Annotated in this window: 22 protein-coding genes and 1 tRNA gene; 14 read left to right on the plus strand and 9 right to left on the minus strand. The window is 69.2% G+C overall.

Features of this window, described 5'->3' with window-relative positions; translation table 11 throughout:
- Positions 1-6: 6 nt before the first annotated feature.
- The 5 genes from ACQY4O_RS01260 to ACQY4O_RS01280 all read left to right on the plus strand — a co-directional run bounded on the left by ACQY4O_RS01260 (position 7) and on the right by ACQY4O_RS01280 (position 6,023).
- Positions 7-1,236, plus strand: coding sequence for an adenosylmethionine--8-amino-7-oxononanoate transaminase (locus tag ACQY4O_RS01260; RefSeq protein WP_428378068.1), 1,230 nt, complete (start codon positions 7-9; stop codon positions 1,234-1,236).
- Between the two features lie 101 nt (positions 1,237-1,337).
- Positions 1,338-2,156 (plus strand): TIM barrel protein, encoded by an 819-nt coding sequence (locus ACQY4O_RS01265; protein ID WP_428374438.1) that lies wholly within the window; start codon positions 1,338-1,340, stop codon positions 2,154-2,156.
- Between the two features lie 11 nt (positions 2,157-2,167).
- Entirely contained in the window at positions 2,168-3,685 is a 1,518-nt protein-coding gene (locus tag ACQY4O_RS01270) for a sugar ABC transporter ATP-binding protein (RefSeq protein ID WP_428374439.1), read from the plus strand.
- 207 nt (positions 3,686-3,892) lie between these two features.
- Complete coding sequence (locus ACQY4O_RS01275; protein WP_428374440.1) at positions 3,893-4,903, plus strand: ABC transporter permease; 1,011 nt, start codon at positions 3,893-3,895, stop codon at positions 4,901-4,903.
- 193 nt (positions 4,904-5,096) lie between these two features.
- Positions 5,097-6,023: a sugar ABC transporter substrate-binding protein gene (locus ACQY4O_RS01280; protein ID WP_428374441.1), complete on the plus strand. Its 927-nt coding sequence runs from the start codon at positions 5,097-5,099 to the stop codon at positions 6,021-6,023.
- Positions 6,024-6,027: 4 nt separating this feature from the next.
- Here the strand turns inward: ACQY4O_RS01280 and ACQY4O_RS01285 are convergent, their stop codons facing one another.
- Both ACQY4O_RS01285 and ACQY4O_RS01290 read right to left on the minus strand, forming a co-directional pair.
- Positions 6,028-6,948, minus strand: coding sequence for an NAD-dependent epimerase/dehydratase family protein (locus tag ACQY4O_RS01285; protein WP_428374442.1), 921 nt, complete (start codon positions 6,946-6,948; stop codon positions 6,028-6,030).
- Positions 6,945-10,283, minus strand: a complete 3,339-nt coding sequence (locus tag ACQY4O_RS01290; protein WP_428374443.1) for a glycosyltransferase — start codon at positions 10,281-10,283, stop codon at positions 6,945-6,947. Before ACQY4O_RS01290 ends, ACQY4O_RS01285 begins: the two co-directional genes overlap by 4 nt.
- Positions 10,284-10,570: 287 nt before the next feature.
- Between ACQY4O_RS01290 and ACQY4O_RS01295 the strand changes: the two genes are divergently transcribed.
- Together ACQY4O_RS01295 and ACQY4O_RS01300 are read left to right on the plus strand one after the other, a co-directional pair.
- Entirely contained in the window at positions 10,571-11,929 is a 1,359-nt protein-coding gene (locus tag ACQY4O_RS01295; RefSeq protein ID WP_428374444.1) for a beta strand repeat-containing protein, read from the plus strand.
- 217 nt (positions 11,930-12,146) lie between these two features.
- Positions 12,147-14,876, plus strand: coding sequence for a glycosyltransferase (locus ACQY4O_RS01300; RefSeq protein ID WP_428374445.1), 2,730 nt, complete (start codon positions 12,147-12,149; stop codon positions 14,874-14,876).
- On the opposite strand, the gene ACQY4O_RS01305 is transcribed toward ACQY4O_RS01300, so the two are convergent.
- Both ACQY4O_RS01305 and ACQY4O_RS01310 read right to left on the minus strand, forming a co-directional pair.
- Complete coding sequence (locus ACQY4O_RS01305; protein WP_428374446.1) at positions 14,789-15,700, minus strand: rhamnan synthesis F family protein; 912 nt, start codon at positions 15,698-15,700, stop codon at positions 14,789-14,791. The two genes, ACQY4O_RS01300 and ACQY4O_RS01305, sit on opposite strands and share 88 nt — an antisense overlap.
- Positions 15,701-15,756: 56 nt before the next feature.
- Entirely contained in the window at positions 15,757-15,915 is a 159-nt protein-coding gene (locus ACQY4O_RS01310; protein ID WP_428374447.1) for a hypothetical protein, read from the minus strand.
- Between the two features lie 21 nt (positions 15,916-15,936).
- Between ACQY4O_RS01310 and ACQY4O_RS01315 the strand changes: the two genes are divergently transcribed.
- On the plus strand, positions 15,937-16,206 hold the full coding sequence (locus tag ACQY4O_RS01315; RefSeq protein ID WP_428374448.1) for an HU family DNA-binding protein: 270 nt from the start codon (positions 15,937-15,939) through the stop codon (positions 16,204-16,206).
- Between the two features lie 14 nt (positions 16,207-16,220).
- On the opposite strand, the gene ACQY4O_RS01320 is transcribed toward ACQY4O_RS01315, so the two are convergent.
- The 5 genes from ACQY4O_RS01320 to ACQY4O_RS01340 form a co-directional block, all read right to left on the minus strand.
- Positions 16,221-16,295, minus strand: a tRNA-Gln gene (locus ACQY4O_RS01320).
- Positions 16,296-16,485: 190 nt separating this feature from the next.
- Positions 16,486-17,136, minus strand: a complete 651-nt coding sequence (locus tag ACQY4O_RS01325) for a TetR family transcriptional regulator (protein ID WP_428374449.1) — start codon at positions 17,134-17,136, stop codon at positions 16,486-16,488.
- Between the two features lie 23 nt (positions 17,137-17,159).
- The gene (gene proC / locus ACQY4O_RS01330; RefSeq protein WP_428374450.1) at positions 17,160-17,957 is read right to left on the minus strand and encodes a pyrroline-5-carboxylate reductase; all 798 of its coding nucleotides are present in this window, start codon (positions 17,955-17,957) and stop codon (positions 17,160-17,162) included.
- Between the two features lie 167 nt (positions 17,958-18,124).
- Positions 18,125-18,628 carry a YbjN domain-containing protein gene (locus ACQY4O_RS01335; RefSeq protein WP_428374451.1) on the minus strand — a complete coding sequence of 168 codons (504 nt, stop codon included), beginning with the start codon at positions 18,626-18,628 and terminating at the stop codon, positions 18,125-18,127.
- A 189-nt stretch (positions 18,629-18,817) separates the two neighbouring features.
- Positions 18,818-19,225: an accessory factor UbiK family protein gene (locus tag ACQY4O_RS01340; protein WP_428374452.1), complete on the minus strand. Its 408-nt coding sequence runs from the start codon at positions 19,223-19,225 to the stop codon at positions 18,818-18,820.
- A 145-nt stretch (positions 19,226-19,370) separates the two neighbouring features.
- Between ACQY4O_RS01340 and rfaD the strand changes: the two genes are divergently transcribed.
- From rfaD to ACQY4O_RS01370, 6 genes are read left to right on the plus strand one after another with little or no spacing between them, the layout of a single operon-like run.
- Positions 19,371-20,351: an ADP-glyceromanno-heptose 6-epimerase gene (gene rfaD / locus ACQY4O_RS01345; protein ID WP_428374453.1), complete on the plus strand. Its 981-nt coding sequence runs from the start codon at positions 19,371-19,373 to the stop codon at positions 20,349-20,351.
- A 37-nt stretch (positions 20,352-20,388) separates the two neighbouring features.
- A complete protein-coding gene (gene lgt / locus ACQY4O_RS01350; RefSeq protein WP_428374454.1) occupies positions 20,389-21,201 on the plus strand; it encodes a prolipoprotein diacylglyceryl transferase in 813 nt (270 codons plus the stop codon).
- A 32-nt stretch (positions 21,202-21,233) separates the two neighbouring features.
- A complete protein-coding gene (locus ACQY4O_RS01355; RefSeq protein ID WP_428378069.1) occupies positions 21,234-22,202 on the plus strand; it encodes a class I SAM-dependent methyltransferase in 969 nt (322 codons plus the stop codon).
- 22 nt (positions 22,203-22,224) lie between these two features.
- Complete coding sequence (gene pgeF, locus ACQY4O_RS01360) at positions 22,225-23,013, plus strand: peptidoglycan editing factor PgeF (protein WP_428374455.1); 789 nt, start codon at positions 22,225-22,227, stop codon at positions 23,011-23,013.
- On the plus strand, positions 23,010-23,939 hold the full coding sequence (locus ACQY4O_RS01365) for a hypothetical protein (RefSeq protein WP_428374456.1): 930 nt from the start codon (positions 23,010-23,012) through the stop codon (positions 23,937-23,939). The genes pgeF and ACQY4O_RS01365 overlap by 4 nt, the downstream gene beginning before the upstream one ends.
- A 49-nt stretch (positions 23,940-23,988) precedes the next feature.
- Positions 23,989-24,921, plus strand: a complete 933-nt coding sequence (locus tag ACQY4O_RS01370; RefSeq protein ID WP_428374457.1) for a ribose-phosphate pyrophosphokinase — start codon at positions 23,989-23,991, stop codon at positions 24,919-24,921.
- Positions 24,922-24,925: the final 4 nt, after the last annotated feature.

Consider the following 24,925-nt stretch of genomic DNA (forward strand, 5'->3'; position numbering starts at 1 on the left):
ACGCAGATGAAGACCGCTGCTGCGCCGTTGCAGGCGGCGGCCACCGGCGGCAGCCGCATCGAACTCGCCGACGGCCGGGTGCTGATCGACGGCATCGCCTCCTGGTGGACCGCCTGCCATGGCTACAACCACCCGCACATCGCCGACGCGGTGCGGCGGCAGCTCGCCGCCATGCCGCATGTGATGTTCGGCGGCCTGGTGCACGAGCCGGCCCTCCTGCTGGCCGACCGGCTGGCGGCGCTGCTGCCGGGCGACCTGGAGCGGGTGTTCTTCTCGGATTCCGGTTCGGTCTCGGTCGAGGTCGCCATCAAGATGGCGATGCAGTACTGGCTCAATCGCGGCGTGCGCACGCGGCACCGGCTGCTGGCGTTCCGCGGCGGCTATCATGGCGACACCATCGCCACCATGGCGGTGTGCGACCCCGAGGAGGGGATGCACAGCCTGTTCGCCGGCGTGCTGCCGCAGCATCACGTGGTGGCGCTGCCGCGCGACGCCGACGAGCGCGCGGCCTTCGACCGGTTTCTGTCGGAACAGGCCGGGGGCCTCGCCGCGATCCTGGTCGAGCCGCTGGTGCAGGGCGCCGGCGGCATGGTGTTCCACGACCCCGGCGTGCTGCGCCATCTCCGGCAGGCGGCCGACCGGCACGGCCTGCTGCTCATCCTCGACGAGGTGTTCACCGGCTTCGGCCGCACCGGCACGATGTTCGCCTGCGAACAGGCCGGCATCGTGCCCGACATCATCACGCTCTCCAAGGCGCTCACCGGCGGCACCATGGGACTGGCCGCGACGGTGGCGCGCCGGCATGTGTTCGAGGCGTTCTGGTCCGACGATCCGCTGTGCGCCCTGATGCACGGCCCGACCTTCATGGCCAACCCGCTGGCCTGTTCGGCGGCGCTGGCCTCGCTGGAGCTGTTCGCGACCGAGGACCGGCTGGGGCAGGTGGCCGGCATCGAGCGCCAGCTGGCGCTCGAGCTCGAGCCTTGCGCGGCGCTGCCCGGGGTGCGGGACGTGCGGGTGCGTGGCGCGATCGGCGTGGTGCAGCTCGACCGGGCGCCCGCCGACATGAACGGGCTCAAGCGCCGGCTGGTGCAGCAGGGCGTCTGGGTGCGGCCGTTCCGCGACATCATCTACCTGACGCCGGCCTTCACCATCGCGGCGCGCGACCTGTCGCACCTCACGCGCGCGATCCATGCCGTGCTCGCGGACAGCAGCGTCATGTTGACAACTCCCGCATAATGGAAAATATATTCCATTAAGGAGACTGTCTGGCACGTATGCTCCATGAAGGAGCGAATTCCACCAAGGAAGCGGGCGGGCAGGCGTTCAGGGAGTGCCTCGTGCCGTCACCGACGTTCGCGCTCAACCACATCACCGCGCCGTACGAGGATTTTCCGGGCCTGCTCGAGCTGGCCGGAACGCTTGGGCTGCGCGCCGTGGAGATACGCAACGACCTCGACGGCGTGCCGATCGCAGACGGTACTCCAGCCACCGAACTGCGCGAGCAGGCGGCCGAGGCGGGCATTTCCATCCTGTCGATCAACGCTTTGCAGCGCTTCGAGCAGTGGAACCGGGCGCGCGAGGCGGAGGCGGTGGCTCTCGCCGGTTACGCGCGCGACGCCGGCGTTGGCGCCCTGGTGTTGTGCCCGACCAACAGCGTCGATGACGAGCGGGATGCAGGCGAGCGGCGCCGGGATCTGCGCCGCGCCCTGGCCGGGCTGGCGCCAGTGTTGGCCGACCACGGCCTGGTCGGCCTGGTCGAGCCGCTGGGCTTTGCCGAGTGCGCGCTGCGGCGCAAGCGCTGCGCCCTGGACGCGATCGACGAGACCGGCACCGAAGGTCATTTCAGGTTGCTGCACGACACCTTCCACCACGCAATCTCCGGCGAGCAGGAAATCTTCCCGGGCCGCATCGGCCTGGTGCACGTATCGGGCGTCGAAGATGCGGCGGTTGCCGTCGAAGCCATGCGCGATACGCACCGTCTCCTGGTCGGCCCGGCGGACCGCCTGGACAATGCCGGGCAACTTCGCGCCCTGATCGCGGGCGGCTATGCCGGCGCGATCTCGTTCGAGGCGTTCTCGTCCGAAGTGCACGACGCCGACGACGCACCGGCGGCACTCGAACGCAGCCTCGCCTATCTCTGCGCAGCAATCCGCTAGGAAGCCAGCCCATGTCGGCAGCAAGGCCGCTCGATGCGCCGGGACGGGACGATCCCTTCGTCCTGGAAGTGCTCGACGTGTCCAAGCAGTTTCCCGGCGTGCAGGCACTGGACCGTATCACCCTGCGCCTGCGTCCGGGCAGCGTGCATGCGCTGATGGGCGAGAACGGCGCCGGCAAGTCGACGCTGATGAAGATCATCGCCGGCGGCATCCGGCCCACCTCGGGCGAAATCCGCGTCAAGGGCGTGGCCCGGGAGTTCCAGGCGCCGGCCGACGCGATGCGATGCGGCATTGCGATGATCCACCAGGAACTGAACCTGGTGCCGCACATGACGGTGTCGGAAAATATCTGGGTCGGGCGCGAACCGCGCCGCTTCGGCTTCGTGGACCACGGCGCACTGCGCAGGCAGACCGTCGCGCTGCTTGCCCGTTTCGGCATCGCGCTCGATCCGGACGTCGAGGTCGCGAGCCTCGCGGTCGCCAACCAGCAGATGGTGGAGATTGCCAAGGCGGTGTCCTACGAGCCCGATATCCTGATCATGGACGAGCCCACCTCCTCGCTGACCGAGCAGGAGGTGCAGCATCTGTTCACCATCATCCGCCGGCTGCGCGACCAGGGCCGCGCCATCGTCTATATCTCGCACAAGATGAACGAGATCTTCGCGATCGCCGACGAGGTCTCGGTGTTCCGCGACGGCACCCACGTCGCGACCGGCAACGCCTCCGAGTTCACCCAGAAATCGCTGATCGGGCTGATGGTCGGCCGCGAGCTGACGCACATGTTTCCGAAGGCCGATGTCGCGATCGGCGAGGTCGTGCTGCGCGCCACCGGGCTCACGCTGCCCGGCGTGTTCCGGGACGTGTCGTTCGAGCTGCGCCGGGGCGAGATCCTCGGCTTTGCCGGCCTGATCGGCGCCGGCCGCACCAATGTCGCCGAGGCGATCTATGGCGTGACGCCGGCATCCTCCGGCACCATCGAGATCGACGGGAAGCCGGCCCGCATCCGCTCGCCGACCGACGCCAAGCAACACGGCATGGCGTTTCTGACCGAGGATCGCAAGGCCAGTGGCCTGTTCATGATGCTCTCGGTGCTGGAGAACATGCAGATCGCCTCGGTGGCGGACTACTGCCGTGGCGGCTTCGTGCGCCAGGATGCCTTGCGCGAGGCGTCCGAGGGCATGCGCCGGGCGCTGCAGGTCAAGACGCCCGACATGGATACGATGATCGAGAACCTCAGCGGCGGCAACCAGCAGAAGGTGCTGATCGCGCGCTGGCTGATGACCGGGCCACGCATCCTGATCCTCGACGAGCCGACCCGCGGCATCGATGTCGGCGCCAAAGCGGAGATCCACCGGCTGATGTCGGAACTGGTCCTGAAGGGGCTCTCGATCATCATGGTGTCGTCCGAACTGCCGGAGATCCTGGGCATGAGTGACCGCGTGGTGGTGATGCAGGAGGGCCGGGTCGCCGGCATCCTCGACCGAAGCGAGGCAACCCAGGAACGCATCATGGAACTGGCCGCGCGCTGAGAGGCTGCATGAGAACACCTGCTGCTGGCGATCCGACACGCCTTTCCTGCGCTCCGCTGCTCACGGCCCCCACTTTTCAAGGATGGGAGGCCGCTGCGCTGCGGTGCTCGGAAAGTCATGCCGGCCGCGGTCCTGCGGACCGCTCTCATCCAGCATCAGGCGTTCTCAAGCAGCCTCTACGCAACTAGGCAGCGAGGGAGAGACATCATGGCCACTGTCGCCGATACCGCTCTGCCAGCCACACGGCGCCGGCCGCGCAAGCTGCCGGTCGAGGCCAGCATCCTCGGTGTGCTGGTGGGGATCGCGCTGATCTTCGAACTGCTCGGCTGGACCCTGCGCGGCCAGAGCTTTCTCGGCAATCCGAGCCGTCTGCTGATCATCATCCTGCAGGTCTCGATCGTCGGGCTGCTGGCGGTCGGCGTCACCCAGGTCATCATCACCACCGGCATCGACCTCTCCTCCGGATCGGTGCTGGCGCTGAGCGCCATGGTGGCGGCCAGCCTGGCGCAGGAAGGCGACTATGCGCGCGCGGTCTATCCGAGCCTGGGCGACCTGCCGATCATCATCCCGATCGCCGCCGGCCTTCTGGTGGGCGCCGTCGCCGGCCTGTGCAACGGCACCCTGATCACGCTGGGGCGGTTGCCGCCGTTCATCGCGACCCTGGGCATGATGGTCACCGCGCGCGGGCTGGCGCGCTACTACACGCACGGCCAGCCGGTCAGCATGCTGACCGACAAGTTCACCGCCATCGGCGGCGGCGCCAACCCGGTGCTGATCTTCCTGGTGGTGGCGGCGATCTTCCATGTCGCGCTGCGCTACACGCGCTACGGCAAGTACACCTACGCGATCGGCGGCAACATCCAGGCGGCGCGGGTCTCGGGCATCAACGTCACCCGTCACCTGATGCTGGTCTATACCATCGCGGGCGCGCTCTCGGGCCTCGCCGGCATCATCATGGCGGCGCGCGCGACCAGCGGACAGGCCGGCATGGGCGTCTCCTACGAGCTCGATGCGATCGCGGCCGCGGTGATCGGCGGCACCAGCCTGTCGGGTGGCATCGGCCGCATCACCGGCACCGTGATCGGCACCCTGATCCTCGGTGTCATGACCAGCGGCTTCACCTTCCTGGGTGTCGATGCCTACATCCAGGACATCGTGAAGGGCCTTATTATTATCGCGGCGGTGATGGCGGACCAGTTCCGCCGCAAACGCCGGTGAGACCGCTCGATAATGCGCTACGGCGGTCATCCGACGCGGCTTTTCTGTGCTCCGATGCTCACGGCCGAAAAGGCCGCTCCGCTTCGGTGCTCGAAAAGTCACGACGGGCGGCGCCTAGGGGCGCCTCTGACTCGCCGTAGCACATTCTCGAACGGTCTCTTCAATCCAAAGAAGCAAACGGGGAAACATACCAATGAAGAAGTCCATGCTGGCAGCCGCCTGTGCGCTCGCTTTGACCGCGTCGCCGGCGCTGGCCAAGCCGCTCAATATCGGCGTGTCGATGGCGCTGTTCGACGACAACTTCCTCACCGCGGTGCGGCAGGCGATGGCGACGCATGCGCAGTCGGTGCCGGGGCTGCAGGTGCAGTTCCAGGACGCGCAGGGCGATGTCGGCAAGCAGTTGAGCGAGGTGCAGAACTTCATCTCGCAGAAAGTCGACGCAATCATCGTGAACCCGGTCGATACCGCCACCACCAAGCGCATGACCTCGGCGGCGAGCGCCGCGCACATCCCGATCGTCTATGTCAATCGTCGTCCCGACGAGACCGGCCTGCCGCCGGGAGTCGCCGTCGTGGCGTCCGACGACAAGCTCGCCGGCCGGCTGCAGATGACCGTGCTGGCGAAGAAGATGGGCGGCAAGGGCAACCTCGTGATCATGCTCGGCGACCTTGCCAACAACTCGACCCAGGGCCGCACCGCCGGCGTGAAAGAGGTGGTGGCAAAATATCCGGGGATCAAGATCGTCGAGGAGCAGACCGCGAACTGGGAGCGCACCAAGGCGATCGACCTGATGAACAACTGGATCACCAAGGGCGACAAGATCACCGGGATTGCGTCCAACAACGACGAGATGGCGCTGGGCGCGATCATCGCGCTGCACTCCAACGGCGTCGATCCGAAGACGCTGGCGATCGGCGGTGTCGATGCCACCGCCGACGGGCTGGACGCGCTGCGCAAGGGCGCACTCACGGTGACGGTGTTCCAGAACGCCAAGGGCCAGGGTGCGGAGGCGGTGGACGACGCGGTGAAGCTCGCGAACGGCCAGAAGGTGACGCAGTACGACACCATCCCGTACGAGCTGGTCACGCCGCAGAACTACAAGAGCTTCCTCAACCGGTAGGAGATCAGCCGGATCGTACGATCCACTCCGCGGTGGCGGCGAGGCCGGCTTCCCATTCCACCAGGGGCGCCCAGCCGGTCTCGCGGGCAAGCCGGCTGCTGTCAAGGATGTTGACCGGAACATCGGCGCCGCGGGCTTCGCGGCGGACCAGCCGGGGCGTGCGGCCGGTGATGCGGGCGGCGTCGGCCAGCACCTCGCCGACGCTGCGGCCGATGCCGCTGCCGACATTGAACACGCGGCCGGGTCCGTCATGGTCGAGGCAGGCGAGCATGGCGGCGACGACGTCGTCGATGTGGATGTAGTCGCGCACGATGCGCCCGTCGCCCCAGATCTCCACCGGCTCGCCCGCCAGCAGGCGCCGCAGCAGCGCCGCCACCAGCCCCTGGCCGTGGCGTGCATCCTGGTGCGGGCCATAGGCATTGGCGATGCGCAGCGCGCGCGCCTCCAGGCCGTACAGGTGGCGGTAGAGTGCGAGGTATTTCTCCACCACCAGCTTGCCGATGCCATAGGCCGAGATCGGCTCGGTCGGCGCGTCCTCGCTGACCGGCGCGGTTCCGGTGATGCCGTACACGGTGCCCCCCGAGGAGGCGAACACGTAGCGCCGTACGCCCTCGGATCGGCAGGCTTCCAGCAGACGCACCTTGGCCGGCACCGCGTCGGCGACGATCTGCGCCGGATTGTCGTTCGAGCTGTTCGGCAGCCCGGCGCCGATCAGGTCGAAGACGTGGGCATGACCCGCCACCAGCCGCTCCGGCCGACCCTCGTCGAGCCTGCCGCTGATCCAGTCGATGCCAACGAGTGCGGCCGGCGGCGCGCCACGCCCGAAGCCGGTGACCGCAACGCCGAGCCCGCGCAGCTTCAGGCACAGGTTGGTGCCGATGAAGCCGCCGGCGCCGAGCACCAGGCTTCGGTCGCCAACGCTCACGCCACCCGCTTCCGGGCGGCGCGCATCCGCAGCCGCAGCCAGGGATGCCGGGCCTCGACGAAGGCGACCATCGCCTGCTTGTTGGCGGACTGCTCGGTGATCGCATTGACCATCGAGCTGCCATGCACGCGATATTCGGCGAGGACCTCCGGCACGGCGACGCCGAACTGTCCCAGCTCGACCAGGTTGAGCCAGAGGTCGTAATCCTCCCAGCCCATCGCGTCGCGCCGCACATAGTAGCCGCCCGCCGCCGCCCAGGCCCACTTCGCGACCAGCGCCATGGCGTCTATGTAGTTGCCGATCTGCAGCCGCCGCGGCTCGAACGCATGCTCGCCCATGATGGCGTCGCTGTCGCCGAACTGGCGGATGCGCGGATAGGCGAAGGCGGCGCGTGGCGAACCCCGCACCGCCGCCAGCAGCGTGGCGCAGGCCTCGGGCAGCAGGCGGTTGTCGGAATCGAGCGCCATCAGCCACGGCGTCTCGGCCGCATCGCACACGACATTGCGGGCGCCGCCGAGGCCGGCATTGTGCACGGTGCGCAGGATGCGGATGCGGTTGAAGCGATCGCGATGCCGTCTCGCCCATTCGAGCACCAGCGGCACCGATTGGTCGGTGGATCCGTCATCGACGACCGCGAGATCGAGGATCCCGAGTGTCTGCGCCCTGACTGAATCCAGCGCCGCCAGGACATGCGCCTCATAGTTGTACGAGGTCATCACCACGGTGACCTCGGCCTCGCCGAGCGTGTCGTGTGCGAACAGCAGTTCGCTCTCGGGCACCTCCGGCACGCCCCGCGCCAGGTAGTCGCCACGGCGCAGGCCGAGCTCGATGCAGCGGGCGACCTCGGCATCGCCCGCGCCGGCTGGAGAGAATCCGCCGATCAGGGTGGCTGCCAGCGCTGCCTGCCGCCACGGGCCGAAGCGCCAGAGCACGTCGTGATAGGCGCGCCGCGCGGTGGCACGGCGCAGCACCGGATCGTCGACCAGGCGCAGCAGGGCGGCTTCCCAGGCCGCGTCGTCGGATGCCAGAAAGCCGGTGACGCCGTCCTCGATCGCCCGGCGATAGGGCCCGGTCGGGCTGGCCACCGTGCAGGCCCCCGCCAATGCCGCCTCGAAATATTTCAGCTCGCTCTTCGCCTCGCAGAACACGTTGCCGGTCTCCAGCGGGCAGAGCGAGATGTCGAAGCGGACCAGCTCGTCCGGCAGGCTGTCGAGTGCCACCATGTCGCGCCACTCGATCCGGTCGGCGAGCCCGGCAAGCTCGGGAAACTCCTCCATCTGCAGCAGGCCGCGCCGGTTGGCCGCCTCGCGGAACAGCACCAGCACGGCGTGCGGCCTTGCCGCGAGCACCCGCGCCAGCGCCGGCGCCACCTGCGCGAAGTCGCGCTGGTGCGTGCGGGTGCCCCCGGCATAGCCCAGCCGCACATGGCCATCGTCGCCCGCTTCCTGGCGCCGCCGCAGCGCATAGCGGGCGCGCCGCTCGGTGGCGGCCTCGAACACGTTCGGCAGCACGTGCACGACGTCGCATTGCCGGCGCAGCTCGACCGCCAGCTCAGCGGTGGTGGTGAGGCAGAGATCCGCCGCCTGCATCGTGCGCAGCATGCCCTCGAAATAGCTCTGGGTCGCGACCTCGGTGGTGCCGATGGTGCGTATGCCGTCGATGATCTCGATGCGTGCGAGTTCCGGCCGGGTCATCAGGTCGTCGACGTCGAAGGCGATGCGGGTGCCGGCGGCGCGCGCGAGGCGGAACATGGTCTCGATGTGCGGGCTCATCGCCGCGCGCCACACCACCAGCAGGTCGGCGCGAGCGAGGATCGCGGGATCGACGTCGAACAGGTCCACCACGTCCGCGGTGTAGCCGGCATCGCGCATGGCGGCGGCGTTGCGCCGGCAGCGATAGGTCGCTCCCGGCGTGCCGGGTTCGCCGACCACGAACAGCACGTGCCCGATGACGCGGAATGGCGGTCGCGCCGGCTCGGCCAGGGTGGTTTCCTGCGGCTCCCGGTCCTGCGGCTCCGGGACGGGAAGATCCGGCGGCGCTTCCGGCGGCAGGCCATCTTCGAACGCTGCCGGCAGGTCGTCCGGAGCCGCCGCGGGGCCGGCGAGTGCCGGCCCCGGACCCTGCGGCCGTATCGCGTCGAGGACACGGCGCACGGGGCCGGTCAGCCGCCAGGACAACGAGCCCCGGATGATCCCGACCTCGCCGCGATGCTGCTCGGCGGCCTGCAGCGCCGCGTGGCACTCCCTGCGCGCGGCGTCCCGCTCGACCTGTGCCGCCTCGAGGGCGAAGCGCGCCACGTCCCTCTCGGCCACTGCCACGTCCCACTCGGCCAATGCCTCGTCGCGCTCCGCAGCGAGCTCGCGGCGCACCATCTCGAGCCGCTCCGCGGCCGCCTCCCTCTCGCGCCCGGCCGCCAGCTCCGCCGCATGCCGCGCGGCTTTCGCATCGGCCAGAGCGCTGCGCTGCAGCCCGAACGCGACGGACTGGCTCCTGAGAAACTGGTCCGCTTGCTGCAGTCGCTCGCCCAGCGCGCCGAGGGCTGCGTCATGCGCGGCGGCGACCTCGCGCAGCGTCGTCGCATGCCGCCGCTCGCACATCGCGAGCGCGTACTCGACCTCCCAGCGCTCGCCGAGCAAGGCGAAACGCTCGCGCAGCAGGGCGGCGTCATGGCTGCCGGACGCGGCGCAGAGGTCGAGCACCGCAGCCGGCACCTGCGCGCCCACCGCCAGCACGCCCAGGCCGTGCGCGTGCAGGAACTCGAAGGACGGATGCTGCCGGCGCTGCTGCTCCCAGAACCGCCAGACCCCGAAATCGCCTTCCCGGACATTGGTGTCGTGCAGCAGCACGACGGCGCGGTCGGACAGCTTGGGCCGCCAGTGAGCGAAGTCATGTGCGACATCCTCCAGCCGGTGCCGGCCGTCGATGTGCAGCAGGTCGATGCTGCCGTCGGGGAAGTCGTCGCGCGCCTCGTCGAACAGGCAGCGCAGCAGTCGGGAGAAGCCGCCATAATGCTGCGCATGGAAGCGGGCGAGATCGGTGAACACGTCCTCGCCGTAGAAGCCGGCATGCTCGTCGCCGGTCCAGCCGTCGATGGCAAAGCAGCGCGTCGGCAGTCCTTCCGCCAGGACGGCGTCGCAGAAGCCGGCATAGGACACCCCCGCATGGGTGCCGAGCTCGACCAGCAGGAGCGGCCGCAGCGCCCGCACGATCCAGTGCGCGAACGGCAGATGGCCATACCAGGCACTGTCGGCATCGAGGCGCGTCGGGCGGCGGAACCACGGCGCCAGGCCCGGTGCGACGAGGTCCGCCAGCGGTCCCTGATCAGGCTGTGCCATGCGCGATCACCTCGCAGGATCCGGCTGCCCGGAATCCGTTATGGTTAAGTAAAGAAACCTGAATACAGGTAGAAAACTTAAGCTTCATAGCAACATCCAGCGCATAACTCAGGATATTAACCGAATATCAACCTATACGTCTCAATAAATACATCGTTAATCGAGGGGCTGTTTTTCATTGCGCTTCAGAAAGCCCTCCTGATATTCAGCGGTCTGGCCCCGGTTCCGAGTGGGTGCCGGTAATGGTCTTCCGCATGACTATTGCTTAGCAGTGTAAGGTGACAGTCATGGCCAATGTAGTAACGGTTATGGGCGCGGCCCAGCATCAGGTCCCGGTTACGGTCAATGGCAGCGTAGCCTTTACTCTGGCCCAGGCCTACCAGACCGCGGTCAGCCAGCTGGGCGCCACCCTGTTCGCGCAGAACCTCGCCGCTGGCGTCACCCCGGCCAGCGTCCCCGGCGGCAAGGTCGGGGAGGGGGTGATCGGCACCAGCGGCAGCTACACCTTCCCCGGCGGCTACAGCTACGTCGTCGACAACGCGGCCTCCGGCGTGGTGCTCAATGGCTCGGCGATCGGCTCGTCGGTCAGCGTGCTGGCCGGCTTGGGCGGCACCACCCTGTTCGGCGGTGCCGGCGGCGGCGAATTTATCGCCGGCGGCGGCAACAACGTCTTCGAGGGCCTCAGCACCGGCGGCGGCAACTATGTGATCTCCACCAGCCCCGGCAACGACAGCGTCTTCGGCAACAGCGGCAACGACACGATCTATACCGATGTCGGCCACAACCTGGTGTTCGCCGGCACTGGCAACGACACGATCTATTCAGCGGGCACCGACAGCATCATCGCCGGCGCCGGCGACAGCACCATCGCATTGATCGGCGACAGCAGCACGGTGTTCGGCAGCACCGGAGCCACGACGCTGGTCGATGTCGGCACCGACAACCTGTACGCGGGTGGAACCGGATCGACCCTGCTGTTCGACGGGACGGACGGTACCTACTACCTGAACGGCCCGAGCACGGTGATCGGCGGTGTCAACGACACCATCAGCGCATCCGGCAACGCCACCATCTTCAGCGGCAGCGGCACCACGGTCTATGAGAGCGCCAGCGTCTCGCTTGCCTTCATCGCCAATTCGGGCACGTCCTCCACCGTCAATGGCGGCGGCAACGCGACGGTCTTCGGCGCCAGCGATGCCAGCGTCACCTATAACGGCTCGTCCGGGCTGAGCTACCTGATCGCCAGCACCGGCAACGAAACCCTCAACGGCTCGCTCGCGTCCGGCCCGCTGGTGCTGTTCGGCAACGGGGCCGCCACCGAACTCGATGGCGGCGCCGGCAACGACACGCTGGTCGCCGGCTCCGGCTCCAATAGCCTCACCGGCGGGCAGGGCAACAACACCTTCGTCTTCTCCGACAGCAGCGCCGGCGGCAGCGACGTCATCACCGACTTCGGCAGCTCGGCCGGAAACCTGGTCGGCCTGTTCGGCTACGGCGCCAACGAGGCCCAGGCCGTGCTGGCGGCGGCGGTCAATAACGGCAGCGGCGGCTCCAGCATCACGCTCTCGGACAACACGGTCATTACCTTCAACAACCTCACGGCCGACCAGCTCAAGGCGCACGCCACCCAAATCTTCTCCACCTGAGAGACCGTCCGATAAGGCTACTACGGCGGTCATCCGACGCGCCTTTCTGCGCGTCCGGTCCTCACGGCCATGAAGGCCGCTCCGGTCCGGTTCTCGAAAGGCACGCCGGGCGGCGCCTTTGGCGCCTCTGACTCGCCGTAGCGCATTCTCGGACGGTCTCTTGGAGGCATACGTCGCGAATTGCTGAGGGCGGCGTTTGCCTTGTATGACCTTCGGCATGACCGAGGTTGGGCAGCCGTTACCCGATAGGGACGAGGACGTCCTGCTTGACAGCTATCGCAACTCCCTGCGGCTGCAGCAGATGCGGATCGCGGCGCTGCAGACGGCGCTCGAGGAGCGGCAGCTTCGGGTTTCGGGTCTCGAGCGATCCACCTCCTGGCGGCTGACCATGCCGCTGCGCCTGGCAGGCGGCCTGGCAGCGGGGCGGCTGCCGAACGGCATGCCGATCACGGCCGCCGCACGACGCGTGCACGACATCGTCACGCATGACGGGATCGCGGCGCTGGCACGCCGGATCGTCGGCCGGCCCCTGCATCCCGCTCGCAAGCCAGCCATCGTGCCGATGCCCCCGGCTGCATCGGCAATCCCCGCGATGATGCGCCGCTCGGCTTTGATCGTGGCCGAGCTCAGCGTGCCGCAATGCGCGAAATACCGGGTCTGGCAGAAGTGCTCGCATCTGCAGCGGCTCGGCTGGCCCTGCTTGGTCGTCGACTGGCATGCGACGCAGGACGCGATGTCGGCGCTGTCCTGCGCGACCGAGGTGATCTTCTATCGCGTGCCGGCGACACCGGAGGTCCTGGGCCTGATCCGCGCGGCACGCCGCCTGGGCCTGCAGCCGTTCTGGGAGGTCGACGACCTGATCTTCGACGAGCCGCTCTACCGCCGCAACACCAACCTGGCCCGGCTCGAGCCCGCTTTGCGCGAGGAGCTGCTTGCGGGCGTGCGGCTGTACCGGCGCGCGATGCTCGAATGCAACCGCGCCATCGCCTCCACCCCGGTGCTGGCGCAGGCCATGCGCGAAGCCGGCGTCGCCGAGGTGCACTGCATAGAGAATGCCCTGGACGACGAGACGATCGCGACGGCCTGCGCCCTGCGTGCCAGGAAGCGGCCTGCCTCTTGCCCGATGATCGTCTATGGCTCCGGCACCCGCACGCACGATGCGGATTTCCTGCTGGTCGCGGCAGCGCTCGGCCGGCTGCTCGCGCGCCATCCGGACCTGCGGCTGCGTATCGTCGGCGAGTTGACCCTGCCGGAGAGCCTGCGCCGCTTCGGCAGCCGGATCGAGGACCTGCCCGGCACCGACTACCGGGCCTATCTCGGCTTGCTGAGCGAAAGCGACATCGCCATCGCGCCGCTTGAAGCGACCCGGTTCAACGACGCGAAGAGCAACATCAAGTTCCAGGAGGCGTCGATCCTGGGCCTGCCCTGTGTCTGCTCGCCAAGGGCGGCGTTCGCGGGCGTGATCGAGCATGGCCGCAACGGCATGCTGGCCGAAACCGAGCGGGACTGGGAGCAGGCGCTGGACGCGCTGGTCCGCGATCCGGACCTCAGGCGGCGCATCGGCGAGGCAGCCCTGCTCGACGTCTCGCGGCGTTATGCACCCGAAGCGGTCGCGCGCACCCAGGTGCTGCCGCTGTTCGGGGCGCCGGACGCGGACTTGCCGGCACGCCCGGCGCGTCCGCTGCGCGTGCTGATGGCCAACGTGTTCCTGTGGCCGCGCAGCTTCGGTGGCGCCACCATCGTGGCCGAGGAGATGGCGCGCCGCCTGCACGCCCGCGATGACACGACACTGGCGATCTTCACCTCGCACGGCGATGTCGCCGATTACCCGGGCGCCCTGCTTCGTTACGACTGGGACGCAATCCCGGTATTCGCGACCGGCCTGCCGCCGCCGGATGATCACGTGGCGAGCTTCGACAATCCCGCGGCGGTCGCGCATTTCGCCGCGGCACTGGACGCGGTGCGTCCGGACATCGTGCATGTCCACTCGATCCAGGGTTTCGGCGCCACCATCCTGCGCCTGTGCCTCGAGCGCGGCATTCCCTACGTGGTGACGCTGCACGATGCCTGGTTTCTCTGCGACCGCCAGTTCATGGTGCGCGGCGATGGGCGCTACTGCTTCCAGACCCGGATCGACCTCAAGATCTGCCAGGCCTGCCTGCCGCACGCGCGCCATCTCGAGGCGAGGCGCGCGATCATGCAGCAGGTGTTGCGCGATGCGCGCCACCTGCTCAGCCCGAGCGCCTCGCACCGGGCGCTGTTCCTGGCGAACGGTGTCGAGCCGGACCGCATCAGCGTCAACCGCAACGGCCTGCGGGCGCCGGACCGTGCGCGCCTGCGACGTCCGCGCGGCTGCGCGCCGCGCTTCGGCTTCGTCGGCGGCAACGAGCGCATCAAGGGCTTCCACCTGGTGCGGCAGGCGTTCGAAAGCCTAGCGAGCGGCGAGTGGGAACTGATCCTGGTCGACAACACGCTCAATCTCGGCTTCAGCTCGATCGATGTCGAAGACTGGGACGTGCGTGGCCGCATCACCATCATTCCGGCCTACCGCCAGGACGGGCTGGACGATTTCTTCGACCGTCTCGATGTCCTGCTGTTCCCGTCGCAATGGAAGGAAAGCTACGGCCTGTCGGTGCGCGAAGCCCTGGCCCGCGACGTCTGGGTGATCGCGACGGCGCCGGGCGGCCAGTCCGAGGATGTGGTCGACGGCATCAATGGCCGTCTGATCCCGCTGGACGCAAGACCGCATGGGCTCATCGCCGCGATCGAGGAGATACTCGCAGGAGCGGACCGCCTGGACGACTATGCCAACCCGCACCGGGACGCGCTTGCCGATCATGCCAGCCAGGCCCGCGAGCTTCATGCGGTCCTGGCGCGGGCAGCCCGCCTGGAACCGGGACCCATGGCGCGCAGTGCCGACATCCTGTCGCGGGTCAACAAGACGTAGAGCAGGCACATGGTCAGGCTGGCACGAGGTCCGTCGGAGACCGGCCCGATCCGCGCGCAGATCCACGCCATCGGGAACTGTCCCGACCGCACGGCGGACGAGCGCAATGCCAGTTCCGGCCAGCGGTGCAGCCACGGCACCCGCATCGGGTTCTCGCGCAGCAAGGCCACCTTGATGAAGGGCACCGCGCCGGAGCCGAGGATCGACATCCAGTCCAGATGCATGGGATTGATCGCCAGCAGCCTGCGCAGCCCGCGTCTGTGATCCGGCCAGCAGGCCGCCCAGCTCAGGCCGGCGGCCGTGATGGCAGCCCCCAGCCCGACCTCGCCGTGCAGGATGATCTCCGCGCGATCCATATCCCGGAACGGCAAGGCCAGGATGCGGGCGATCTGCGGCGTGTGCCAGGCGCGTTGCGTGAAGCAGAGGAACCAGGATTGCAGGTGCCAGGCCATCTCGTGCGACTCGACCATGCCCCAGACATCGCATCCGAGGCGCTGCATGCGCGCGAAGATCGGGGCCAGCGGCTGTAGCGGGCCGATCACGCTGTCATTGGCCAGCACGACGAAGTCCGCATCCGCGACGCAGCCGAGCTCGACCAGATGCTGCCAGGCCGCGAAATCCAGGCCGCGGTTCGCACGGAAATGACCCACCGCGCCGGCGTCATCCAGCGCCGCCCGATCCTCGGGATGCAGGGCTGCCATGCCGGAGAGGGCGACGTGGACCGCAAGGCCGCAGCCGCCGAGTTCCCTGAGATAGTGCAGGACGCAGGCGGGCAGGCGTCCGTCGGCGGAATGCATCGCAAACAGGCACACGGCTTGTCCCAACGCATGGTCCTCCTGTGTTGAACCAGAGCCTGATCGATCGGATCATGCTCAGGCAATCACTGTTGCCGATTGGCCGCGCTCTTGCAGAGCATGTCTGGTGTTTTGCTCGCCTGGCGAGTTACGTCTGGTGCATCGCATCCTGCGGCTGTAATACCCGCTTCCAGCGACGGGCGGGCCGTGTCATCCGACTCGAGGCTGCCGAGTTCCATCGCCATCAGTGGGATTGAGAAGATTTCATGAGCAAGGCTTTCATTGCCGGCGTCCTGCAGGACTCCATCGATTGCACCGGGGTTGCCGCCAACCAGGCAGCGAGCGACCTGATTGCTTCGATCGTGCGCGAGCTCAAGAAGGAGGGCGGCTTCACGCTGCCGTCCTTCGGCACCTTCACGGTGCGCAAGACGAAGGCCCGCAAGGCGCTCAACCCGCGGACCGGCGAGCCGGTCAAGGTCAAGGCCGGCAAGACCGTGCGCTTCAAGGCCAGCCCGAACCTCAAGAAGGCGATCTGATCAAGCGCGCGGCGTGGCTGGGGCGGGAGGATTCGAACCTCCGCGTGGCGGAATCAAAATCCGCTGCCTTACCGCTTGGCTACGCCCCACCGGCCGCGCCCACTGTCCTGCCTGTGAAATTCGCACGCGAATTTTGGCGATAAGCAGGTCACTATCTTGTTGAGAAGCCTAGTGCCCCGAACCAGAAGTCCTACGAACTTCTGGTTCGGGGCACTAGATAGGGCTGTGCGCCGCCCTTCGTAAACCCCGACGGGCCTGCGGAGGGCCCAAGACGTGTGCTCAGACCGGGGGCGGTTCCGTGACCGGGCCCGGCGGGCTGAAGGGCGCATCGTCGCCGGATGTCTGTATGCCGGAGGTCGGCGTGGCACTCGTCTCGCCGAGCATCCGAGCCGCCCATCCGGCCCGGTCGAAGCTGCGGTCGAGGGCGGCCATCGTCCCCGCCAGGTCCGGGCTCTCGTCGCGTTCCCAAGCCCGCACCGCCTGCAGCCAGATCCCGACCAGGCCGCCGACACGCAGCGCGCCCGCCAGTCCCTGCGTCTCGAGCCCCGCCGCCTGCGCCATCCAGGCCATGCTCGAACGCGTCGCGGCGACCAGCAGCACGGCCAGGCCCAGGTCGAGGGGTGCTGCGCGCAGCACCGCGCGCACGCCTTCGCGATATTGCTGCAGCACGTCGAAGCGGCGCATCAGCATGTCGAACAGCCGCTCGCGCGCGGTGCCCTCGGAGCCGTCATCGATCAGCGCCGCCTGGTCGGCGAGCACGCCGAGCCGCAGCAGCATGCAGCCGGCGGATGGGTAGCGCACGCGCGCCCGGTCGAGCGGCAGCCCGGCCTCGCGGGCCGCCTCGGCGACCGAGACCCGTCGCCACCCATGCAACTCGGCCTGGGCCATCGCAGCGCGTATCAGGGCGGTATCGAACTGCTCGTCTGTCATCTTGGGTTCCGGCCTTTCGCCGCCTAACGCGCCAGCACCCGGGATCGCTGCGTCGCCGCTTCGATCGCCGCCGGGATCGAGGCCGGCCACGCCGACGGGCCCATCAGGATGTCCAGCGCGCTCGCGGTGGTGCCCCCCGGGCTGGTGACCGCGCGCCGCAGGGAGGCGGCGTCCTCGTGCGGTGCGGCATCGAGCAGCGCGCCGGCGCCGCTGACGGTCAGCCGGGCCAGCTGTCGGGCGAGCGGCGGCGGCAGGCCTTGTTCGATGCCGGCAGCCTCCAGCAGCTCGGCCAGCAGGAAGACATAGGCGGGACCACTGCCGGAGAGCGCGGTGACCGGGTCCAGCAGCGCCTCGTCCTCGACCCAGGCGGTAGCACCCACCGCCGCCAGCAGCCGCTCGCACAGCTCGCGCTGGGACGCGCGCACGTCAGGCCCGGCACAGGCCACCGTGATCCCGCGCCCGATGGCCGCCGGCGTATTCGGCATCGCCCGCACGATGGCGGCCGCCGGGCCGAGGGCGCTGGCCAAGCCCGAAATCGACCGCCCCGCCATGATCGACAGCACCACCGCGTCACGCGCGAACGGCACCACCGAAGGCAAGATGGCATCCACCGCCTGCGGCTTGACCGCCAGGATGACGATCTCCGGCTTGAAGGAGGCGGCCACCAGGCTCGCATCCTTGACCCAAAGATGCGGCGCCGGCACCTCGGCCGCTCCCGGATCAACCACTACCGATTGGGATAAACCCTGAGCGTCCCAACCGCGCAGCAGCGCCGTCCCCATACGCCCACAACCAATCAGCAGCAGCGGCGGGATCGCCACCAGCTCAGAGCCCGTTCGAGAATGTGCTACGGCGAGTCAGAGGCGCCCCCATGGCGCCGCCCGTCGTGACTTCCCGAGCACCGGAGCGGAGCGGCCGTCTGGCCGTGAGCACCGGAGCGCAGGAAAGGCGCGTCGGATGACCGCCGTAGTGCATTCTCGGACGGGCTCTAGGCTTCGCCGGCGCATTCTAGCATGGCGGCTTCTAAGGCGTCGGTCGGCGACTTGCCGCCCCAGAGCACGAACTGGAAGGCCGGATAGAACCGCTCGCACTCGGTGATGGCGATATCCACCATGTCCTCGAGGCTCTCCGCCGAGGCACCCGGGGCGCCGCGCAGCAGCACGGAGTGGCGGAACAGCGGCATGCCGTCCTCCGGATCCATGCCGAAATGCCCGATCCAGAGCCGCTCGTTGGCCAGTGCGAGCAGCTCGAACAGGGCGCGGCGCTGCGAGGCTGGGACCTTCAGGTCGAACGCGCAGGTGAAGTGCATGGCGCTGATCTCGCGCGACCAGGAAAAATACAGCCCGTAGTCGCACCATTTCCCCGGCGCCTCGACGGCCATCTCGGTATCGGTCCGGCGGTCGAAGGTCCAGTCGTAGCCGCCCACGATCTGTTCCATCAGGTCGAGCGGGTTGGCGGCGGTGGGCTGGCTCTCGATTGTCAGAGCAGGCATGCGGGGCTCCCCAATGTGGAGGAAGGCCCGGCGCGATCCGGGCCCCTACGTCTGCGTGTCAGGCGGATGGACGCGACTCCGACGCTCGCGCCGCTGCCCTACCTGGGAGGATGACCCCCAAGTTCAGCCTATGGATGCGCTGCGCGCACTGCAAGCCGCATCAAGGCTCTACCGGAAAACCGGTGCAGGCTAGCCGGGCGGTCCGCCCGGGGCACCGTGGCTGGCGTGCGGGTCATGCGCGGCGGGAGGCAGCGCGTCGCCGTCGGCCGCATCATCAGGCGCCGCCGACGGCTCCGGTGCCGGAGTCGCGTCCAGGTCGGCCTGCGGAGTCGCTCGCAGGGCCGCGAGATGCGCGTCCAGGCGAGCCTCGAGGGTAGCGATCCGCAGGTCGGCGGCTTCCTGGCCGGCGCGCGCCTGGGCGGCAAGCTCGCCCACCACCTCGAACTCCTCCCGGCGCACCAGCGAGAGCGAGGCCAGCGCCTCGTCGACCCGGGTGCGCACCAGCGCGCCGAGCTCCTCGCCGATCCCGGCGATGGCGGAGAAGGCGCCACCTGCGACCCCTGCGATGTCATCGAAGAATTTGCTGCGCTCGACCATGACCGGGCTTCCCTGCCTGAACCCAGGTCATATCGTGCGGCCCCGACGCTCTGCCAATCGCTGTCGTGCGCTTTTGGATGCGCTTTCGGGCGTGATTCCGGGCGCGGTTTTGCCGGCCCCGCCGCGACCCCCTATAAGCCCGGCGATGATCCTCATCACCGGCGGTGCCGGCTTCATCGGTTCCTGCCTGCACGCGGCGCTGGCGGCGCGCGGCGTGCCCGCCATCGTCTCGGACTGGCTGGGCTCCGCCGGCAAGTGGCGCAACCTGGCCCGGCATCCGCCCGAGCGCATCGTCCCTCCCGAGGCGCTCGACCGCTTCCTGGCCGAGCCGATGGGGCTGCAGGCAGTGGTGCATCTGGGCGCGATCAGCGAGACCACGGCGCGGGACGGCGACCTCGCCTGGCAGACCAATGTCGAGCTGTCGCGCCGGCTCTGGGACTGGTGCACCGAGCGCCAGGTGCCGTTCCTCTATGCCTCGTCGGCAGCGACCTATGGCGCGGCCGCGGGGGCTGGCGCCTTCGATGACGATCCGGCACGACTCGACCGGCTGCGGCCGCTCAACCTGTACGGCTTCACCAAGCATGCCTTCGACCGGTTGGTGATGGCCCGGCTCGCGCGCGGCGAGCCGCACCCGCCGCAATGGGCCGGGCTGAAGTTCTTCAACGTCTATGGCCCGAACGAGCTGCACAAGGGCAGCATGATCTCGGTGGTGAAGCTCAAGTACGACGAGATCGCCGCCGGCGGGCCAGCCCGGCTGTTCCGCTCGGACCAGCCCGGCCTCGCCGACGGCGCGCAGAGCCGCGACTTCATCTGGGTCGGCGACATCGTGGAGATCATCCTCTGGCTGCTGGAGCATCCCGCGGTCAGCGGCCTGTTCAACTGCGGCACCGGCGTCGCGCGCAGCTATGTCGACCTCGCCACCGCCGTCTGCACCGCGGCCGGCCAGCCTGCGCGCATCGAATTCATCGACATACCGCAGGCCCTGCACGGCCAGTACCAGTCCTTCACCCAGGCCGACATGGGCCGGTTGCGGGCGGCCGGCTACGACCACCAGTTCACCTCGCTGGAAGCCGGCGTCGCGCGCTATGTGCAGGATCATCTCCAGCGCGCTGATCCCTATCTTTGAGCGATCCTCCTGAACCATCCTCCAGCCGGACCGCGCGATGCTGCCTGTCCTGATATTTCCGCAGTTCGACCCGGTGCTGGTGCATCTGGGGCCATTCGCCATACGCTGGTATGCGCTGGCCTACATCGTCAGCCTGGTCATCGGCTGGCGGGTGATGCGCCGGCTGGCGGCCTGGACGCCGGTCGCGGCGACCCCGCTGGAGGTCGACGACTTCCTGACTTGGGCGACCCTCGGCGTCGTGCTGGGCGGCCGGCTCGGCTACGTGCTGTTCTACCAGCCCGGCCTCTACTTCACCCACCCGTCGGCGATGCTGGAGCTGTGGCATGGCGGCATGAGCTTCCATGGCGGGGCGCTGGGGGTGATCATCGCGCTGCTGCTGTTCACCTGGCGGCGGCGCATCCCCCTGCTGCCGTTCGCCGACCGGCTGTGCACGGTGGTGCCGATCGGGCTCGGCTTCGGCCGCGTCGCCAACTTCATCAACGGCGAGCTGTGGGGCCGGCCGGCATCGCCGTCGCTGCCCTGGGCGATGATCTTCCCGGATGTGGACACCATCCCCCGGCATCCGTCGGAACTCTATGAGGCGCTGCTCGAAGGCGTGCTGCTGTTCTGCATCCTGCTGGCGCTGGCCACCCGGGCGTCGGTGCGGACGCGGCCCGGCTTTCTGTCCGGCGCATTTCTGGCCGGCTATGCGGTGGCGCGGATGGTCGGCGAACTGTTCCGGCAGCCGGATGCGTTCCTCGGATTTCTCCCGTTCGGCGTGACCATGGGGCAGGTGCTGTCGGTGCCGATGCTGCTGGTCGGGCTCGCCTTGATGCTGAACGCCCGGCTCCGAACGCCGGTGCCGGCTTGAACGAAGCGGTTCCCGAACGGCTCGACCGGTTCATGGCGCGTGCCAACACCGCCTACTATGCCAGGCACGACCCATTCGCCGACTTCACCACCGCGCCCGAGATCAGCCAGGCCTTCGGCGAGATCCTCGGCGCCTGGGCCACAGTGGTCTGGCGGTCGATGGGGCGGCCGGATCCGGTGATCCTCGCGGAAGCCGGGCCTGGGCGCGGCACGCTGATGGCGGATGCCCTGCGCCTGGTCGCGCGACTGGCGCCGGATTTCGCCGCCGCCCTGCGGCTGCACCTGGTCGAGACCTCGCCGCGGCTGCGCGCGGTGCAGGCCCGGAGCCTGGCGGCTCATGCCGCGCCGGTCTGGCACGAGACGATTGAGGCGCTGCCGGACGGTCCGCTCATCCTGCTCGCCAACGAGTTCCTCGACGCCCTGCCGATCCGGCAGTTCGTGCGGGTGGCGGCCGGGTGGTGCGAACGCCATGTCTCGCCGCGGGGCTTCGAACTGCTCGCCTGCGCCGAGCCGCCGCTGCCGCGCGGGCGTCTCGATTTGGTACCGGACGGCGGCGTGATTGAGGTCTGCGCGCCGGCCTTGCAGCTGACGGCGCGGCTCTGCGGCAGGCTGTCCCGGCAGGGGGGTGCCGCGCTGTTCCTCGATTACGGGCCCGGGGTGGCAGGCCACGGCGATACGTTGCAGGCGCTCAGGGACGGCGCGCCGACCGATCCGCGGCATGCGCCGGGGGAGGCGGATCTCACCGCCCATGTCGACTTCCCGGCGCTGCTTGGCGTGGCCGGCGACGCCGCGGCCTATGGTCCGTTGCCGCAGGGAAGGTTCCTCTCGAGCCTGGGCCTGTTCGCGCGGATCGAGCGGCTGGCCCAGGCGCAGCCGCCGGTCCAGGCAGGCGGCCTGGTCGAGGCGGCGCACCGGCTGGTGGATCCGGCGCGCATGGGCAGCCTGTTCAAGGCGATCGCCTTCTGTCATCCCGCGCTGCCGGTGCCCCCCGGCTTTGCCTAGTTCCAGCATGGGAGCTTCCAGCATGACTGCAAGCCTGCCGGTCCCCGTTCTCGCCAGCCCCCTGCTGGACGGCGTGCCGCACGGCTTCTTCACGCGTGCGGGCGGCGTCTCGCAGGGTTCGTTCGCGAGCCTGAACTGCAGCATCAACTCCGGCGACGACCCGGCCGCGCTGGCGGAAAACCGGGCCCGCGTCGCCGCGGCCATGGGCGTGGCACCGGAGCGGCTGCTCGGCCTGACCCAGGTGCACGGCACGGACTGCGTGAACGTCGCGGAGCCGTGGCCCCCCGGGGCCGGACCGCGCGCCGATGCGATGGCGACCCGGCAGCCCGGCCTGGCGCTGGGCATCATCACTGCCGATTGCGCGCCGGTTCTGCTGGCCGACCGCGGGCATGGCGTGGTGGCGGCGGTGCATGCCGGCTGGCGCGGCGCGGCCGCGGGCGTGCTGGAGGCGGCGGTGCGGGCGATGCTGGATCTCGGCGCGAGCCGGGAAGCGATCGTGGCGGCGGTGGGACCGTGCATCGGCGCCGCTTCCTACGAGGTCGGCGAAGACCTGAGCGACACCGTCGAAGCGGCCGGCTTCGAAGCCGGCCGCTTCTTCTCCCCGGGCCGGCGCCCGGGCCATCTGCAGTTCGACCTGCCGGGCTACTGCGTGGCGCGGCTGCTCGCGTGCGGCATTGCGGCGGCCGGCTGGCTCGGCTGCGACACCCTGCCGGACACGGCGCGGTTCTTCAGCCATCGGCGCCGGACGCTCGCCGGCGGCGGCGCGATCGGCCACCAGATCTCGGTCATCGTCTCGGCAGGCCCGGCATGAGGCCGCTCGCGACTTGCCTGGGCATGGCCGGCCTGCTGCTGCTCGCGGCGTGCGGCGACCTGCCGCATCCGTTCGCCGGCGATCCGGGCGGGATCGGGCCGCGGCTCGCGGTGCCCCCGCCGACGCGCCTCGCGGTGCCGTCGCCCGATGCGGCCATGCTGCCGGCCAGCGGCGCCACCCTGTTCGCGGCCGATATCGCGCAGTCGCTGCTGGCGCAGGAGGTGCCCGCGGTGCAGCAGCCCGCCAGGCCCGGCGACTGGCGGCTGCAGATCGCGGCCAGCCGGCAGCCGGGGGGCGTGGTGCCGAGCTACAGCGTGTTCGGACCCGGCAACGACCTGCGCGGCACGGTGCAGGGCGCGCCGGTCACGACGGCCGCCTGGGCGGCGGGGAACGCGCAGGCGCTGGCGGCGGCGGCGTCGGAAGCCGGCCCGAAGCTCGCCGACCTGCTGACCGGCATCCAGGCGGCGCAGATGCAGTCCGACCCGCACAGCCTGATGAACCGGCCGGCCAAGGTGTATTTCACCGGCGTCACCGGAGCCCCGGGGGACGGCGACCTCTCGCTCGCGCGGCAGATGGCGGTCTCGCTGCCCGATGGCGGCAACGTCATCCAGAACACCGCCAGGGGGGCCGACTTCACCCTGCGCGGCGTCGTCACGGTGAAGCATCTCGATGCGAGGACCGACCATGTCGAGATCGTCTGGACGGTGACCGGGGCCACCGGAGCGGAGGCCGGCAAGGTGGCGCAACTGAACGACATCCCGGCGCATACGCTGGACGCCTACTGGGGCGATGTCGCCGTGGTGGTGGCGCGCGAGGCCGCCGGTGGCGTGCGCCAGGTGATCACCAACAATTCCGGCCGCGCGCACAAGCCGATCCCGCCACCCAAGGCCGGGACGCCGAGGCCTGGGACGCTGCCGAAGGCGTGACAGTCCCATGACGTGTTGCTAAAAGGCGCGGCGTTCCGGAGCCGCCGAGATGAAGATCGTTGCCTGCAACAGCAACCGGCCGCTGGCGGAAGCGGTCGCCGCGGCGCTCAACCTGCCGCTCTGCCGCGCCCTGGTCCGCCGATTTGCCGACATGGAGATCTTCGTCGAGATCCAGGAGAACGTCCGCGGCGAGGACGTGTTCGTGGTGCAGAGCACCTGCTACCCGACCAACGACAACCTGATGGAACTGCTGATCATGCTGGACGCGCTGCGGCGCGGCTCGGCCCGGCGGATCACCGCGGTGATGCCGTATTTCGGCTATGCCAGGCAGGACCGCAAGTCCGGCCCGCGCACCCCGATCAGCGCCAAGCTGGTGGCCAACCTGATCGTCGAGGCCGGCGCCAACCGCGTGCTCACGATGGACCTGCATGCCGGTCAGATCCAGGGCTTCTTCGACATCCCGGTGGACAACCTGTTTGCAGCACCCCTGTTCACCCGCGACATCCGCGAACGCTACCCCGCGCGAGACCTGATGATCGTCTCGCCCGACGTCGGCGGCGTGGTGCGGGCGCGCCAGCTCGCGAAACGGCTGAACACCGATCTTGCCATCATCGACAAGCGGCGCGAGCGCGCCGGGGTGTCCGAGGTGATGAACGTGATCGGCGACGTGTCCAAGCGGCACTGCATCCTGGTCGACGACATCATCGACAGCGGCGGCTCGCTGTGCAATGCGGCGAGCGCCCTGATCGGCGCGGGTGCCAGTTCGGTCAGCGCCTATGTCACCCACGGCGTGCTGACCGGCGGCGCGGTCGCCCGCGTCGCCGCCTCGCCGATCGAGATGATGACCATCACCGACAGCATCCTGGGCAGCGAGGCGGTGCGCGTCTCCGCCAATGTCCGCCAGATCAGCATCGCGCAGCTGCTCGCCAACGCCATGCGGGCGATCTCCGACGAGAGCTCCGTAAGCTCTCTGTTTGACTAAAGGG

The organism is Lichenicoccus sp. (assembly GCF_965277665.1).
Taxonomy (GTDB): Bacteria; Pseudomonadota; Alphaproteobacteria; order Acetobacterales; family Acetobacteraceae; genus Lichenicoccus.

Excerpts from the sequence above, each read along its gene's own strand:
- ACQY4O_RS01260 (WP_428378068.1), top strand. The coding sequence starts at position 7 with ATGAAGACCGCTGCTGCGCCGTTGCAGGCGGCGGCCACCGGCGGCAGC.
- ACQY4O_RS01270 (WP_428374439.1), top strand. The coding sequence starts at position 2,168 with ATGTCGGCAGCAAGGCCGCTCGATGCGCCGGGACGGGACGATCCCTTC.
- ACQY4O_RS01275 (WP_428374440.1), top strand. The coding sequence starts at position 3,893 with ATGGCCACTGTCGCCGATACCGCTCTGCCAGCCACACGGCGCCGGCCG.
- ACQY4O_RS01280 (WP_428374441.1), top strand. The coding sequence starts at position 5,097 with ATGAAGAAGTCCATGCTGGCAGCCGCCTGTGCGCTCGCTTTGACCGCG.
- ACQY4O_RS01290 (WP_428374443.1), bottom strand. The coding sequence starts at position 10,283 with ATGGCACAGCCTGATCAGGGACCGCTGGCGGACCTCGTCGCACCGGGC.
- ACQY4O_RS01295 (WP_428374444.1), top strand. The coding sequence starts at position 10,571 with ATGGCCAATGTAGTAACGGTTATGGGCGCGGCCCAGCATCAGGTCCCG.
- ACQY4O_RS01300 (WP_428374445.1), top strand. The coding sequence starts at position 12,147 with ATGACCGAGGTTGGGCAGCCGTTACCCGATAGGGACGAGGACGTCCTG.
- ACQY4O_RS01310 (WP_428374447.1), bottom strand. The coding sequence starts at position 15,915 with ATGGCGATGGAACTCGGCAGCCTCGAGTCGGATGACACGGCCCGCCCG.
- ACQY4O_RS01315 (WP_428374448.1), top strand. The coding sequence starts at position 15,937 with ATGAGCAAGGCTTTCATTGCCGGCGTCCTGCAGGACTCCATCGATTGC.
- ACQY4O_RS01325 (WP_428374449.1), bottom strand. The coding sequence starts at position 17,136 with ATGACAGACGAGCAGTTCGATACCGCCCTGATACGCGCTGCGATGGCC.
- ACQY4O_RS01335 (WP_428374451.1), bottom strand. The coding sequence starts at position 18,628 with ATGCCTGCTCTGACAATCGAGAGCCAGCCCACCGCCGCCAACCCGCTC.
- ACQY4O_RS01340 (WP_428374452.1), bottom strand. The coding sequence starts at position 19,225 with ATGGTCGAGCGCAGCAAATTCTTCGATGACATCGCAGGGGTCGCAGGT.
- rfaD (WP_428374453.1), top strand. The coding sequence starts at position 19,371 with ATGATCCTCATCACCGGCGGTGCCGGCTTCATCGGTTCCTGCCTGCAC.
- lgt (WP_428374454.1), top strand. The coding sequence starts at position 20,389 with ATGCTGCCTGTCCTGATATTTCCGCAGTTCGACCCGGTGCTGGTGCAT.
- ACQY4O_RS01355 (WP_428378069.1), top strand. The coding sequence starts at position 21,234 with ATGGCGCGTGCCAACACCGCCTACTATGCCAGGCACGACCCATTCGCC.
- pgeF (WP_428374455.1), top strand. The coding sequence starts at position 22,225 with ATGACTGCAAGCCTGCCGGTCCCCGTTCTCGCCAGCCCCCTGCTGGAC.
- ACQY4O_RS01365 (WP_428374456.1), top strand. The coding sequence starts at position 23,010 with ATGAGGCCGCTCGCGACTTGCCTGGGCATGGCCGGCCTGCTGCTGCTC.
- ACQY4O_RS01370 (WP_428374457.1), top strand. The coding sequence starts at position 23,989 with ATGAAGATCGTTGCCTGCAACAGCAACCGGCCGCTGGCGGAAGCGGTC.